The sequence below is a fragment of the Clostridium sartagoforme genome (genome assembly GCF_039521405.1).
Taxonomy (GTDB): Bacteria; Bacillota; Clostridia; order Clostridiales; family Clostridiaceae; genus Clostridium; species Clostridium sartagoforme.
This window is the reverse complement of the sequence record NZ_BAAACH010000011.1, coordinates 426,343-441,246: the sequence shown is the minus strand read 5'-3', so window position 1 is coordinate 441,246 and position 14,904 is coordinate 426,343. Positions and strand designations below refer to the sequence as shown.

Genomic DNA, 14,904 nt, shown 5'->3' with positions numbered 1-14,904 from the left:
TCCTTTCTTATATATCTCGTGTATTTGCTTGTACACTGATTGATTTTAATTCTTTTATATATAGACTACATATTATCAATAGGGAACATTGGACGCATAATTCGTTTAAATGGCAGTTTTGCTGTATCCTGCAACGTTGCTCCTTGAGTTAATGACATAATGCTTAACTTTCCTTCTGCTTTTAATTCCGGGAAAATATATCCTTGTTTGACAATGATGATATCATAGTCTTTATAGTTAACCCCAGCAGCATTAAACTGATGTATTTCTACAAAAGGATGATTACTTCCTGAAATGATAATATCAATTGGTTTATCTTTAACACTAATAATAACACATTTTCCAAAGTTGCCCTCTGTTGTATAAGAGTAACCAGCTAAATATCCTTTAGCTTTCACTACAATGTCTAAATCTACCTTTTCAGATAGCTCATCCAAATTCATCCCTAAAGAAATTCTTGTTTCCTCTCCTTCTCCACATAGATCCAACCTAGCTAATGTTTCTGCATCATTTATACTTGCAAACAAAAACCTCTTGTTATTTGTATTATCAAGTGCTAATACCTGACGTAATATAAATGTATTACATCCTACAGCTCCAGATGTTACATTATCTCCAGAATCAGTAATGAATACAGGCTTGCCTTCAAATTCTATTGCCATTTTCATTGCTTCTTCTGGCTGTGCAGTTAACCCAGTATAATGAAATTCATGACGCCTATCCCATATATACTTAGCTAATTTATCTGCAATTTCATTTGCATATTCCTGGTCCTCTCCTGTTGCTGGGATGACAACAATTCCGCATCCTGCTACATCAGCATCATGACGAATATATCCTACATGCCAAGAGCAGCTTAATATTCTTGGATTTTCTTCTAATTCATCTAGATATTTATTAATAGATTTTACTGGTTCATCATCAGAAACGCTCTGCTCTCCACCTAAGATTATAGGTAATTTACGATACACTGGAATAATGTTTTCACGATTCTTCAACAGTGAAATCAATTTTTCACAAATAAACTCAATAGTTTCTTTAATATCTGTATGCGGAGAATTACGATAACTACGAATCAATGTTGTACTCTCTACATATTCTTTAGATAAGTTGCCATGAGGGTCACAAACCACTGCAATTGGTAAGTAAGGTCCAACTAATTTCCTAATCATCTTCATAATGTGATGATCGCCTGATCCTCCCTCCAGATCTTCTATTTCACTTGCTCCATGTAAGTGTAAGAGAATTCCATCAATTTCATGAATATGTTTTTTAACATCTTCCAAGATTCTATTTTCAATATACTCAAATGCAGTTTTTTCTAAAACACCGCCAGCTGACGCATCTGCATAAATTGAAGGGATGATTTCTATTCCTTCTTTCTCAAACACATCTTTACATTTCATCTCCCTAATGCAATCTTCTCCAAATAAAAGATTAAAATTTTCTAATTTACTTTTATAGGGAATATTTGCATTAGATTCAATAATAAATTTTGCAATCAATACTTTCATTACATCTCACCTCTTAAATACTGTTAGAATTATTTAGATAAACTTTTTATCATGTTTTATATTTCTGATGTATCTTTCACTAATTAATGGAGCTGTCACACAATTAAAAATTAAGAATACAAAATGAAAAGTTAATGAAAAAACTCCCTTAGGAGTTTTCAAAACTAAATTATTTTCAGTAATTTGGAACAAATTACATCAATAATTATCCATTTTTAATTATCAATTCTTAATTAGGCTGTCTATGCGACAGCCCCATTTTTATAATATTCTTCTATAATAAGGTAATCTTATTTACAAATTAATTTATTTTGCTTCTTTTGATTCTGTTTTTGAGACAATAATCTTATTTGATTCTGTTTTTGAAAGAATAAACTTACTTGCAATAAAAGATACGACGATTGCAATGATTGCTACAATTATAGCTAAAATTAAATTTCCCATACCACCATCATTATCAATAAAGAATAAGGCTGTTAATAAACCTGGGCATCCTCCCATAACAAAACTCTTTAATCCAAAGATACCAGCGGCTAAACCAGCACTTACAGCTCCAATTGCAGTACCAATTAATACTCTTGGTCTCATGATTAATGATCCATAAAATGCAGGCTCTGTAACTCCACAAAGTGCAGTCACTCCAAAGGAAGCAATCATACCTTTCTTACTTTTGTCATTTTTAATTGTTGTAGCTACCGCTAATGCACTTCCACCAATACATAAGTTAGATATGAATCCCATAACCATAACAACTGGATCATATCCAATTGTTGCAACGCTGTTAAATCCAATTGGCATAATAGCTTTATCTAGTCCTAACATAACCATATAAGGGTAAACTGCAGCGAATATTGGCATAGCAACTCCACCAATTGCGTTCATTAAAGCTGTAATTCCCATACCTACATATGTGCTTAATACTGTTCCTATAGGTCCTAAAACTATTAGTGTTATAGGAACCACAATTATCATTGTACATAATGGCTTTAAGAAATATTTTACTGTTTCAGGGATATATTTTTGTAAGAACTTATCCACAAAATACATTAATCCAATACCAAGCATAATTGGTAATACACTTCCTGTATATTCTACCATTGGAATATTAACTCCTAAGAAACTTAAGCCTTCTACACCACTAATATTTGAACTAACCAATAGCCCTCCTAAGAAAGCTCCCATAATTGGTTCCATCTTTAAACGTTTTGCCATTGTATATCCTATATACACTGGTAAGAAAGTAAATGCAGCACTAAAAATCGCACCCATAACCACTGCAGTACCAGAATCCATACCAACTCCAAAGTAATTAATTAATAAATTCCTAATTGAAAGAATCATTCCTCCTGTAATTAATGCTGGAACTATTGGCATAAATACTGCAGCCATGAAATTACCAAACTTATTCATATAATACATGAATTTCTTTTCCTCTGGTTCTTCTACTGAAACTGCCTCTTTATTACTTCCTTCTTTCCATCCTGATACATCCAAGAAGTCATTATATGCTTCATTAACATTTGGTCCAATAATAACCTGAATTTGTCCAGCTTTGCTTACAATACCTACAATATTTTCAATCCCTTTTAATGCTTCTTCATTTACAAGTTTCTTATTATTGTAGTGTAAACGTAGTCTCGTTGCGCAATGTTCAACATGATTTAAGTTTTCGATACCGCCAACATGTTCTAATACTTTTTTTGACATCTCAATATATTTCATTTTATTTTCCTCCATTATATATATTCTTTATTAAAATTTATCATTGCATTCTCATAGAAAAATTTTTTAATCATGTCAGTGTCATTGGCTAAATAGTTTTATTTTACTAAGCAATTTTATTTAATTCACAGTTCACAGTTTTTGGGATAAAGTAACTGGTATCAAGGAACAGGAAACAGATGTTAGATTTTTTAAAGCGAAATAATGAATAAATATATAAGCAAAAGCTTAATTTGTTTTTTAATACAATCTACCTTTTATCAATTAAATTCCGAGTTTTAAATGGCAAGCATTGAATGCTTAGTACTTGTTACCTGTTCCCTGTTACCTAAATTTTTATAAGTACCTTTTTATTAAATATTCTTTTTATTTTCTATAAGGTTCTTGTACCAATAGTAGCTTTCTTTTGGAATACGTTTATTGTCATTTTCAAAATCAACTCTAACAAGTCCATATCTTTTTCCGTAACCGTTAATCCAGCTATAAAGATCCATAGTAGACCACATATAATAGCCTTGTACGTTAACTCCTTCTTCTCTTGCTTTAAGCATATAATTAATAAATTCCTCACATAGTTCTATTCTTTCAGTATCTTTTACATAGCCATTATCGTCTGGTGTTTCATATTGTCCATGTCCATTTTCTGTGATATAAATTAATATATCTCCATACTTTTTCTTAATTTCCATAAGAGCATTATACATACATTTTGGATAAACTTCTCTTCCCCAAAGATTACGTCTAACATTAGGATCAAAAGAGCTTTCGAACATATCTTTTATACGAATTCCTTCTTTAGCTTTTGAGCCTGTCCCCTTATTATTGTGGAAAACTTCTGTTTCTCCTTCTGAATAATCTGTTACATATTGACGGTTATAAAGATTTAAACCAATATAATCTATTTTTCCTTTTTCAAAGTGCTCAACATCTTCCTTGTGAATAAAAGATTCATCAACTCTGTTATCTGCTAAAACCTTTTCCAACTCAGCAGGTAACTTACCTAATACTGCAGTATCTAAAACCATTCTGTTGTAGAAAATATCTGCTCTTAATCTTACTAATTCCTTTTCTTTTGTTTTAGGGTCTAGTTCTACGTTTCCATTATCATGAACCACACCTATTATTCCGTCCATTCCTAATTCCTTGTAGCTATTAACTGCCTTAGCACCTCCCAACATTAAGTTATAAAGAACTCTCCAAAAACGATTAAAATCTGCTCTGTAGTTTGGTGGATAGTTTCCTACTACATAACTACAGTAAGCATAATATCTTGGCTCGTTAATTGTGCACCAAATTTTAACTCTATCTCCAAAATTCTTAAAACACACCTTTGCATATTCATTAAATGCATCTGTAACGTCTCTATTTTCCCATCCACCAATCTTAGCCATTTCATTTGGAAGATCATAGTGGAATAATGTTATATTAGGGGTAACTCCCTTCTCTAAGCAATAATCGATAACATTATTGTAAAATTCAATTCCCTTTGGATTTACTTCTCCAACTCCTTGTGGAATTATCCTTGCCCATGAAATGGAGAATCTATAAGTATTTTGATTTCCTTCTGCCATTAAATCTATATCTTCTTTGTATTTATGATAAAAATCACTAGCAACATCACCATCTTCATTATGAATATTCAGTGGACTTTCATGATTGAAAATATCCCATTCATTTAAACCTTTCCCATCTTCATTCCAGCCTCCCTCACATTGATAAGCAGCTGTTGCTGATCCCCATAAAAACTCTTTATTATTTGTATATTTCACTTGTATCTCCTCCTTAAGCATTAATGTATGACCTCGTTTATATTTTCATTATAACAACTAAAAAAAATCCTTGTGGTTCAAAATGAGAACGATTTAATTTAATTCTTGTTCGTATACAGAAAAAGTATTTCGCATATAAAAAAGGTATTAAGACTAAAGCTTATAATTTCAAATCTTCTAGTCTTAATACCTTTTCTGTTTACAGTTTTCTGGACCTCAGAGGTTCATATACCAATGCTAAAAAAATAGCATCAATGGAAATTAGTAACCCATCAATAATATTAACAATAGAAGTCCTCCATATGTCATCATAATAAATACGAGTGATATGCCTATGAGAAAAGAACCTATCGTAACAGCGCCTTTTAATATGCTATTAAAGCAATAAATATCATCGTAAATAGAAAATGATTTTTATATATCCAATGAATATATTACATATAAGGTTTAATGAGTATAATCCAATATTTTAATTTGATCGCCCAAATCATTAGAAATTATATCCTTCATTCTCTTAGCAAAAGGACAAGGATATCCAATGGGATTCCCCCTTTGAATACAAGAAGCAAATGCTATTGTATCAGCTCCTCTTTTTACTAATTCCCTTGCTCTAAGTACAGATTTTTTACCAGGACATCCACCACAATTTATAAATCCAATTATTTCAATCTCCTCATCAATACCTTCAAAAACACCTTTTCTTTCACGTATAACTCTGAAATCATTAGTTCCTGGACAATAATCCTCTGTCTGCATACATCTAATAATACCTACTTTCATTTTTCCCTCCTTTTAGCTCATATTAACGCTACTCAGAGCTATAATCTAACAACATTGTTAAGCGATACCCCTTCATATATTGAGAAAATTCTAATTTTCTCTCGCCTTTACTGAAAATATTCTTTCAATAATTTAATTGTATTATCTATCTCTTGTTTCGTGGTATATCTACCTACACTAAAACGTATAGCTCCTAATGCAATTGCTCCTTCAATACCCATCGCCTTTAAAACTGGAGATATGATTTTCGATCCTGAATGACATGCAGAGCCAGTTGAAGCACATATTTCAGGGAGTGCTGCCAATATTTCACCGCCACTTTTTCCCACAAAACTAATGTTAAGAGTATTTGGCAATCGATTGACTTCATCACCATTGAGATGAATACTAACACCGAATACCTCCTTTAGTTTGTTGTAAAAATAATCTCTTATTTGAATCAAATCATTTTGATTCAAATGTTTCCTTGCCTGCACTGCAGCCTCTCCCAGAGCCACTATATAAGGTACATTTTCTGTACCAGCACGTCTGCTATTCTCTTGACTTGCACCATGAATAAATGATTCAATTTCAAGTCCATCACGAATAAACAAAGCTCCGATTCCTTTTGGAGCATATAGCTTATGACCAGCAATAGTCATAAAATCCACTTGCACTTTAGAAACATCAATATCAACTTTTCCAATTGACTGTGATGCATCTGTGTGAAACAAAATACCTCGCTCCCTACAAATTTCTCCTAATTCTCTAATTGGCTGTAATGTACCAACCTCATTATTAGAATGCATAATGCTAACCAAAATAGTATCCTCACGAATAGCACTTTTTAAATCTTCTGTACTAACAGCTCCTTGTTGGTTTACTGGAAGATAGGTAACTTCATAACCGTTTTTCTTTAAAAACGAAAGTGGTTCCATTATTGAAGGATGTTCAATACATGAAGTAATAATATGTTTGCCCTTATTCCTATAGGTGTAAGCAACTCCCTTGATTACAGCATTATTAGACTCACTGCCACAGCTTGTGAATAAAATCTCACTGTTTTTTGCACCAATCAGTTCTGATACCTGAGTTCTCGCTCTCTCAACTGCACGCTTTGCAGACTGTCCTAGCTCATAACTGTTGGATGGATTTCCAAATTCTACCTTAAAATGTGGAATCATAGCATGATATACATTTTTATCAATAGGCGTTGTTGCATTATAGTCCAGATAAATCATAAATTTTCCTCCTTACACAAATAATATTAATCAGTCAGTGATAAGTATATTTCCAACATAAATACAGTTTATAGATAATAGCTAGCTAAATTATTTATTTAGCCTCTCAGTACTTTTTAATTTAAGAAAAATCCTGATAGGGATAATGCTACTAATCCCATAAATACTTGTATGTCAATAACATATACGTCTAACAGATTTTTTGAAAGAACTTCCAAAGGAAATATACCACTCTCTTAAACCCTTTATATAACTACGACACATGTCATATTATTGACATGTGTCACACTCTTGGCTATTATTATATTATTAAATAAAATAGGTGTCAATCATACCGAAACAAGTATGACATATAGGAGGATCTTGTCATGTATAAAGGAAATAATCCCTCTGCAAAGCGTTCTCAGGAATGGATTGCACAATCTCTGATTTCTTTGATGCTAAAGAAATCATTCGAACAAATCACAATAAAAGAAATTATGGAAAACAGCGAATTAGCACGACAAACATTTTACCAGCTATTTGATTCAAAGGAAGATGTGTTGGAGTACTACATGGATATATTATTCTTAGACTATTTGGAACGCTGCAATTTTAAAATCATAGATAATTTATGTGAGGCAGCCAAATTATTTTTTCAATTTTTTAATGAAAATACACTTTTTGTTGAATCACTAAAACAAAACAATAAAACCTGTATCTTACAGAAAAAATGTCAGGAATACTTACAGAATGATCATTTTTTAAAATTTATTCAAACTGGAGTTCATAATTCAGAGGAGAAGACATTTGCTTCAGCTTTTGTAACTGCTGGACTTATTGGCATGCTAGTGTACTGGTTTGATACTGATAAATCTATGAGTACCGAAGAACTCGCACGTCTTGTTTGCAGAATCACCAATACAGAGGAATAATATATCTTTATAGATATACTACATAAATTAAATAAAATTGTTATACAACTTATTTTTTACATTTAAATATGTTGACCCCACTTAGCTCCAAACCATCTCAACCTTACATATGTCCACTTGAAAACTGAAGGAAGAATTATAAAAGTTATTTACAGGATAATCTTTTTATAATTTTCTCATAAAGAGGTGCAAACAACAATAGAGCTGCATCAAATTTTAATGCAGCCCTTATTATTATATAATTTATATTAACTTTCTAATCTTATTAACAACTAAAGTTCCTCTCCATTTGAAGCAATGACTTTCTTATACCAATAAAAACTCTTCTTTTTATATCTATTTAGAGTTCCATTACCTTCATTATCTTTATCTACATAAATAAAACCATAACGTTTTTTCATTTCCCCTGTTGATGCACTTACTAAATCTATACATCCCCAAGGAGTGTACCCCATTAAGTCAACACCGTCTTTAACAGCTTCTTTCATGGCTTTAATATGTTCTCTTAAATATTCAATACGATATTCATCGTGAACTTTACCATTTACTAATTCATCTGGGGTTCCTAAGCCATTCTCAACAACCATTAGTGGTATTTCATATCTTCCATAAAGTTCATTAAGAAAGTTTCTTAGGCCAAGTGGATCAATTGACCATCCATATTCACTTTTTTTCAAATACGGATTTGGTAATCCCATAAATAGATTCTCAGCTTTTAACTCTGCTTTCTTTTCAATAGTTGCAGTCATTGTTGAATAATAACTAAAACTTATGAAGTCTACGGTTCCTTGTGTAAGAATCTCCTCATCCTCTTTTCCAATATTAACACTTATTTGATTATCTGCAAAATAACGTTTTGCAAAATGTGGATAGTGTCCTCTTACTTGTACATCTCCGCAAAGATAATGCATTAATTGATTTTTTTGTAAAGCTTCAAAGGCATCTTCTGGGCTACAGGTATAAGGATAGCACATATGACTAGATATCATATTTCCAAATTTGAAATTCTCATTTATTTCTCTTCCTTTTTTTACTGCTATAGCACTGGCTACAAGTTGATTATGTAGAGCTTGAAATCTTTTTGATTTTTTTTCAGGGGTTTCGTTTCTTGACCCATAAATCACTTGTCCATCTTCAAGATTAAAGGCAAGACTTAAGAAGGCTCCATAAGACTGTGTACCTCCATTAATTTCATTAAATGTTAGCCAATACTTTACAAGATCTTTATATTCATTAAATACAGTTTCACTATATTTAACAAAGCAATCAATCATTTCTCTAGAAGACCATCCATCATACTTCTTTGTTAGGTAATATGGGCTCTCATAATGAGATAACGTAACAATTGGTTCAATACTATATTTCTTACATTCTTCGAAAACACTCCTGTAATAGTCAAGTCCAGCTTGATTAGGCTTATCCTCAATTCCATTTGGATATATACGAGTCCAGTTAATACTCATTCTGTATGCTTTAAATCCCATTTCAGCAAATAAAGCTATATCTTCTTTATAATGATGATAAAAATCTATTGCCTCATGAGAAGGATATTGTACGTTTGGTCTAATTTCTTCTGTCAATGTCCTAAATTGATTCTTTGAACCAGCTGTCACATGATCTGCAACACTTTCACCTTTTCCATCGATGTTCCACGCTCCTTCACATTGATTGGCTGCAGTAGCTCCACCCCATAAAAAGTTTTTTGGAAATCCTTTATTCATATTATTATCTCCTCTTTTCTCACATATTCTTCAGTAACTTCTTCTATATACTATTTATATAGTTACTTTCCTTAAAATATATAAGATAGGAAACTTTATTTTCCTACCTTATATACTTTAACTCTTTAAATAGCTTCAGCCGCTACTTTTCCTTCTTCTTCCAAAGCGTCCTTGTCAGCTTTCTTAAAGAATGGATAGTAAATTAAGAAGCTTATAACAACTAATACAATTTGGAACACAGCTACTTGCCATCCGCCTTCAAGAAATCCTCTTACACCAATTGGAGTGCCAACAGGAGTGCCAATTCCACGTAATTTAGGAATAATTCCAACATATGTTGCTATAATAGCTAATATAGAATTTAGTAAAGGGGCTGCTACTAGTGGAATTAAAAATCTTGTATTAAGAACCATTGGTAATCCAAACATTAGAGGTTCATTAATTCCTAAAAGTCCTGGAAGTATTGTTAATTTTCCTAAGGTTTTATAACGTTTGGATTGTGCAAATATTAGTGCAATTGCAAGCCCAATTGTAGCTCCTGATCCACCTAAATTTGTATATACTGAAAGAAATGATCCACCAGCAATTACATTAGGTAACTCTGCTCCATTTTGGAATGCAGTTAAATTTTCTACTCTCATTGTAGTCCATATTACAGTCATAACACTATTTACAACCATTCCCCCATGAACTCCAAGGAACCAAAACATACTTATTGCAAAAGTACAAATTAAATATGCTATCCATCCACCACCTAAATGTGTTAAAGGAACTTGAACTAAAGTATATATAAACTTATGAATGTTACCATATTGTGTAGCACCAAATGCTCCTCTTATACATAACATTAGAATTGTAATTATTATTCCTGGCACTATAGATGCAAATGCTTTTTCTATAGTTGGAGGAACTCCTTTAGGCATCTTAATGTAGAATTCTTTTTCTATTATAAAAACATAAATTCTACCAACAACTAATCCTATAAGCATTGCTACAAAAATACCTGCTGCACCTAACCAAGTTACTGGTAAACTTGTGATTGCAGCTCTACCTTCACCCGTAGTCATCATTGGTGTTACAACTAAGAAACTCATTAATGACAATAATCCTGCTGAGAAACCATCTTGCTTAAAAGATTTTACTAATGCATTAGTTACTGCAAATGCAACATAAAGAGAAATTAAATTCGTAGTAACAGATGCTGGAATACTAGTCACTGTTTTTAATCCTGTACTAGTTAAGAAGTTTTGATATGCAGGTATATTTATACTATCCACTAACGAGAATAAAGCACCTGCAATAAGTACTCCCATTGCTGAACCTAATCCATTTGATATACTATTTATATATTTATTACTTTGAACTTTACTTGCAACTTTTTGTATTTTCACACGAAAATTTTGTGTATTTCCCATTTTAGTATCCTCCTTAAACTCCCATTAATTTTAATGCTGTATTTAGTACTTTTTCTCCATCCATCATTCCATAATCCATCATATCTATTACTGTTACAGGTACACTTGATCCTACTTTCTTCTTAACGTCATCCTCTGCATGACCCATTTGTGGTCCAAGCATAACAATATCCACTGGAAGATAGTTTTCTAAAGAACCTTCTCCACAAGCATCTATAACTATGTCCAGTCCTTTACTTAAAGCTGCTTCTTTCATTTTTTCTACAAGCATACTTGTAGAAAATCCTCCTGCACAAGCTAGTAATATCTTCTTAGTCATTATTTATCATTCCCTTCAATTTTTCTTCTAGTTCCCTTCTCTTTTTACATTCTTCTATTAATTCAATTGATAACTCTTTTACAGTTATAGCATTCATTAAATGATCTTGTGCATGCACCATTAATAATGTTATTTCATTTTTTTCACCACGGATTTCAGCTTGAATAAGTGATGTTTGTACATTGTGAGCCTTCTCTAAAGCTTTTTCAGCTCTTTTAATTAATTCATCTGCTTCTTCTATCTGTCCATTTCTAGCACATCTTACAGCCTTTAGACATGAACTTCTAGCATCTCCTCCATTTACTATAATATCCATTATGTCTGCTTCTCTTTGCAATTTTTATGTCCTCCCCTTATCTTATTATTCTTTCTAACTCTATTTTAAATTGATCAAAATCCTTTGCATTTATCAATCTTTCAAGAAGACGATTATCCTCCATAATAAGCAGTAATAAACGGCTTATCTCTCTATGGAGAAATAGGTGTCCTTGCTGCAAGTTAATTAGAAAAACAATCTGTACCCCTCTTCCTTGCCACTCAAAAGATTTATCATATACTGCAACACTTACAATATCCTTTACTGCCTCTAGTTTTAAAGCATGAGGACCTGCAACTCCATTTTTATAAATAGTAGTAAATTTTCGTTCTCTTTCTAAAACTGATTTATCAAAGCCTTCTACTGCATATCCACTTTTAATAAGATCTTTAGATTGTATTTTTAATAATTCTTCATAATCTGTTGTACTATTTCTATAATAAAATTTCTCTGAAAACAACTCTATTATATTTGGTACACTGTTGGATATAGGCTGTTTATAAATAGGCAATGATACTATTTCCTTTATACGTTTTATTTCAGAATCATCTAATAATTGCTTTATATGAATTATTGGTATCTTATTAAGCTCTTTACTAATAGGTATTGTGGTGAGAAATAAATCTGGCGGTTCATTTTCAAATTTATCAAGTTCATTTACCGAAGAAGTTACTACAATTGCCTTAGGAAATATTGCTTCTAATTTTAATCTTAAAAGCTGTGCACTTCCGCCTCCAGTAGTACATATAACTACAATTCTCTTGTACTGTTCTAAAGATTTATTTTTTATCCTCTCAAAGTGAGTAGCAAAATGAAGTGCTAAATAACCAACTTCATCTATAGTAAGTTTAAAACCATACCTTTTTTCAATATGTTCACTAAATCTAAAAGCTATAACAAATATATTGGCATACTTACTATATACCTCATCAATTAGTGGATTTTCTAGCTGCAAATTATGATACATTCTGTTTAATAAAGGAAACATGTGCAAAAGTAATGCACCTTTTAGCTCCTCATCATTACAAAAGTTAGTTAAAAATTCATCATCTATTTGCTTAAGTATATATCCTATTTCATTCAATAACTTCTGCTTATCCTTTTCTTCGAGATTTCCAGCCGTAGCTTTTCCTGATATGTGTACAGCTAGTAATCTTATTTCTGATTCAGGTAAAGTTATACCATATGTTTTCTTAATCCACTCAGCTATTGCTAAAGCCACTTGGTCATAAACTTTATCTGGTTTCTTATCCATTACTTTATGATTTGACACATAATTATTAGTTCTAGCTCTGAATACTAAAATTTTAATGTGATTTAATACGTTTTCTAAAGCAACATCACTTATCTTTAAATCTTTTTCATATAAATCCTCAGTAAGAAGTTTTCTTAATTCCTTTAAATTAAAAGAATTACTAAATTCATAAAAGTCTTGAGTTGGCTCTAGATATAAATCAGAATTCAAAACAAACTCTGAAAAAGCTCTCCTATAATTTCTTTCATCTCCAATAACTTTTAATCCGTAATGTGCTTTCTTTTCTAACAATAATCCATTTTCATTTATTATTTCTTCAATCTTTTTTAAATCTCTTAGGATTGTTGCTCTACTTATTTCCATTCTTTCTGATAGCTGTTCAGTAGTAAAATATCCTTTGGTTTGAAAAATATAAAATAATAGCATTTTTAATCTTTGACTTGAATTATATATATCTGCTTCTGATTTAGTTTCCTTATCAAGATATATATTTAATTTCTTTTCATCTGTTATTGAAAGATAATATCCCTCCTTTTTTATTAATTCAATTCTAAATCCATTCTTCTGACCAATATCATTAGAATCTCTAATAAGCTTTCTTATAGAGCTCTCTGAAAGATTCATTTCTTTAGTTAAAAAGGATTTTGGTACTATTTTCTTATCTTTCATTAGAATTTCTAATAAAATTTTTGTCCTCATAAGTTTTCCACCTCGTAACTTTTTCTGAGCTCCTTACAACTCAATTTTAACTAACTAATATAGTAAAGAAAATATTCATTATTATCAACTTAAGTGTTAATAATGATATGATTCCCTTTTTCTCTTTACATAATAAAAATTAAAACTACGCCCATCCTAAAAGCTTTTTCTCTAAGATATCATAATCATAATCACGACCTTTAAAATTATTAAATCTTAATTTCTTAGGCTCTCTGTAATTTTCATAGCTTTTGTTCTTTTTATCTTGTTTTATAATATTTTGATTTAAATAAATTTCAAACTTATCTCCAAATAAAGTTTTTGGGTTTAAGTACTGCTCAAATTCAGTATCTTTCCAAGTCTTAACCTTTTTATCAACAACAATTTTAAAGTCATCAACACTATAGCCTTCTTCAAGCTTATTATTAATTAACATTATGGTAATCTTATTATTTTCTTTATACATAGTTCCAAGTTTTGAATTTAGGTATTCAAGTATTTCATTAACTTCTCTTTTATATTTATATATATTAGTGTCTATAGTAGATGAGTTATTTAATAGATTAGTCTTTGTTGAACATTTTAATGTACTACCCTTGGACATTTCTGTAGATACCCCATTATCATTTTCATGATGAACCTCATCACAATTACGTTTTTCCTCTACTAAATTACTGCTAGAGCCATCATTTTTAAGGACACCATGGACATTATTTTTATCACTATTTTTAATATTCTCATCATCAGCATCTTTAAAGTCTTCATAAAACTTTTCACCTAATTTAAAGTAAGAAAAAGTGCCTCCTTCTTTTTTGGTATAATGATTTAATATTCCTAAATCTCTTAATTTAAGCATTCTAGCCATAATTGATCTTTTTTCTAAAGCTAAATAAGGCATTTCATTAGCAAAACTTTGATAGCTAACCCAGTAATACTTTTCTCCTTCAATAATCTCACAATTCATTCTCCCACTATCTTTAAAGTCAATAAAGTACCTAAGAATAGCTACATCCTTTATATCTAAATTTAACTTTTTAATCATAGAAACTGAAAATCCTAAAAATGAATATTGCATAAACCTTTTCCCCCTAAAATAAATACTTTGTACTTCAATTAATAAATACCCCTGAGTTTTATTTTTTGAGAAAAATATTTTTAAAATTAAAAGTAGAGAAATTTAAAAGAGTGTCCAAACTGGACACCCTTTAGTAAGTTAAATATAAATATTTTTAATTTTTTAGTTATAAGTCTATATTTTAT

General features: G+C 30.9%; 12 protein-coding genes. 1 reads left to right on the top strand and 11 read right to left on the bottom strand.

The window, feature by feature from the left end; genetic code table 11:
* Window positions 1-65: 65 nt before the first annotated feature.
* From ABDZ60_RS05490 to ABDZ60_RS05470, 5 genes are all read right to left on the bottom strand, one after another.
* Window positions 66-1,514, bottom strand: coding sequence for a M81 family metallopeptidase (locus tag ABDZ60_RS05490; protein ID WP_343776725.1), 1,449 nt, complete (start codon window positions 1,512-1,514; stop codon window positions 66-68).
* A gap of 306 nt (window positions 1,515-1,820) precedes the next feature.
* Window positions 1,821-3,236, bottom strand: a complete 1,416-nt coding sequence (locus tag ABDZ60_RS05485; protein WP_343776723.1) for a PTS transporter subunit EIIC — start codon at window positions 3,234-3,236, stop codon at window positions 1,821-1,823.
* A gap of 353 nt (window positions 3,237-3,589) precedes the next feature.
* Window positions 3,590-5,005, bottom strand: coding sequence for a glycoside hydrolase family 1 protein (locus ABDZ60_RS05480; RefSeq protein ID WP_343776721.1), 1,416 nt, complete (start codon window positions 5,003-5,005; stop codon window positions 3,590-3,592).
* A 447-nt stretch (window positions 5,006-5,452) separates the two neighbouring features.
* Window positions 5,453-5,785, bottom strand: a complete 333-nt coding sequence (locus ABDZ60_RS05475) for a CGGC domain-containing protein (RefSeq protein WP_343776719.1) — start codon at window positions 5,783-5,785, stop codon at window positions 5,453-5,455.
* Between the two features lie 107 nt (window positions 5,786-5,892).
* Window positions 5,893-7,005, bottom strand: a complete 1,113-nt coding sequence (locus ABDZ60_RS05470) for a cysteine desulfurase family protein (protein WP_343776717.1) — start codon at window positions 7,003-7,005, stop codon at window positions 5,893-5,895.
* Between the two features lie 368 nt (window positions 7,006-7,373).
* Here ABDZ60_RS05470 and ABDZ60_RS05465 point away from each other — a divergent pair, with 368 nt between their 5' ends.
* On the top strand, window positions 7,374-7,919 hold the full coding sequence (locus ABDZ60_RS05465; protein ID WP_343776715.1) for a TetR/AcrR family transcriptional regulator: 546 nt from the start codon (window positions 7,374-7,376) through the stop codon (window positions 7,917-7,919).
* Window positions 7,920-8,191: 272 nt separating this feature from the next.
* On the opposite strand, the gene ABDZ60_RS05460 is transcribed toward ABDZ60_RS05465, so the two are convergent.
* From ABDZ60_RS05460 to ABDZ60_RS05435, 6 genes are all read right to left on the bottom strand, one after another.
* Window positions 8,192-9,640: a glycoside hydrolase family 1 protein gene (locus ABDZ60_RS05460; RefSeq protein WP_343776713.1), complete on the bottom strand. Its 1,449-nt coding sequence runs from the start codon at window positions 9,638-9,640 to the stop codon at window positions 8,192-8,194.
* A 125-nt stretch (window positions 9,641-9,765) separates the two neighbouring features.
* The gene (locus tag ABDZ60_RS05455; protein ID WP_343776711.1) at window positions 9,766-11,055 is read right to left on the bottom strand and encodes a PTS sugar transporter subunit IIC; all 1,290 of its coding nucleotides are present in this window, start codon (window positions 11,053-11,055) and stop codon (window positions 9,766-9,768) included.
* A gap of 13 nt (window positions 11,056-11,068) precedes the next feature.
* Window positions 11,069-11,374 (bottom strand): PTS sugar transporter subunit IIB, encoded by a 306-nt coding sequence (locus tag ABDZ60_RS05450; RefSeq protein WP_343776709.1) that lies wholly within the window; start codon window positions 11,372-11,374, stop codon window positions 11,069-11,071.
* A complete protein-coding gene (locus ABDZ60_RS05445; RefSeq protein WP_343776707.1) occupies window positions 11,367-11,711 on the bottom strand; it encodes a PTS sugar transporter subunit IIA in 345 nt (114 codons plus the stop codon). The genes ABDZ60_RS05450 and ABDZ60_RS05445 overlap by 8 nt, the downstream gene beginning before the upstream one ends.
* 16 nt (window positions 11,712-11,727) lie before the next feature.
* The gene (locus tag ABDZ60_RS05440) at window positions 11,728-13,644 is read right to left on the bottom strand and encodes a BglG family transcription antiterminator (RefSeq protein WP_343776705.1); all 1,917 of its coding nucleotides are present in this window, start codon (window positions 13,642-13,644) and stop codon (window positions 11,728-11,730) included.
* 145 nt (window positions 13,645-13,789) lie between these two features.
* Window positions 13,790-14,719 carry a conserved phage C-terminal domain-containing protein gene (locus ABDZ60_RS05435; protein ID WP_343776703.1) on the bottom strand — a complete coding sequence of 310 codons (930 nt, stop codon included), beginning with the start codon at window positions 14,717-14,719 and terminating at the stop codon, window positions 13,790-13,792.
* Between the last annotated feature and the right edge of the window lie 185 nt (window positions 14,720-14,904).

Bases quoted from the DNA above. Each gene is read 5' to 3' on its own strand.
- ABDZ60_RS05450 (WP_343776709.1), bottom strand. From the start codon at position 11,374: ATGACTAAGAAGATATTACTAGCTTGTGCAGGAGGATTTTCTACAAGT.
- ABDZ60_RS05435 (WP_343776703.1), bottom strand. From the start codon at position 14,719: ATGCAATATTCATTTTTAGGATTTTCAGTTTCTATGATTAAAAAGTTA.
- ABDZ60_RS05465 (WP_343776715.1), top strand. From the start codon at position 7,374: ATGTATAAAGGAAATAATCCCTCTGCAAAGCGTTCTCAGGAATGGATT.
- ABDZ60_RS05440 (WP_343776705.1), bottom strand. From the start codon at position 13,644: ATGAGGACAAAAATTTTATTAGAAATTCTAATGAAAGATAAGAAAATA.
- ABDZ60_RS05475 (WP_343776719.1), bottom strand. From the start codon at position 5,785: ATGAAAGTAGGTATTATTAGATGTATGCAGACAGAGGATTATTGTCCA.
- ABDZ60_RS05490 (WP_343776725.1), bottom strand. From the start codon at position 1,514: ATGAAAGTATTGATTGCAAAATTTATTATTGAATCTAATGCAAATATT.
- ABDZ60_RS05485 (WP_343776723.1), bottom strand. From the start codon at position 3,236: ATGAAATATATTGAGATGTCAAAAAAAGTATTAGAACATGTTGGCGGT.
- ABDZ60_RS05455 (WP_343776711.1), bottom strand. From the start codon at position 11,055: ATGGGAAATACACAAAATTTTCGTGTGAAAATACAAAAAGTTGCAAGT.
- ABDZ60_RS05470 (WP_343776717.1), bottom strand. From the start codon at position 7,005: ATGATTTATCTGGACTATAATGCAACAACGCCTATTGATAAAAATGTA.
- ABDZ60_RS05460 (WP_343776713.1), bottom strand. From the start codon at position 9,640: ATGAATAAAGGATTTCCAAAAAACTTTTTATGGGGTGGAGCTACTGCA.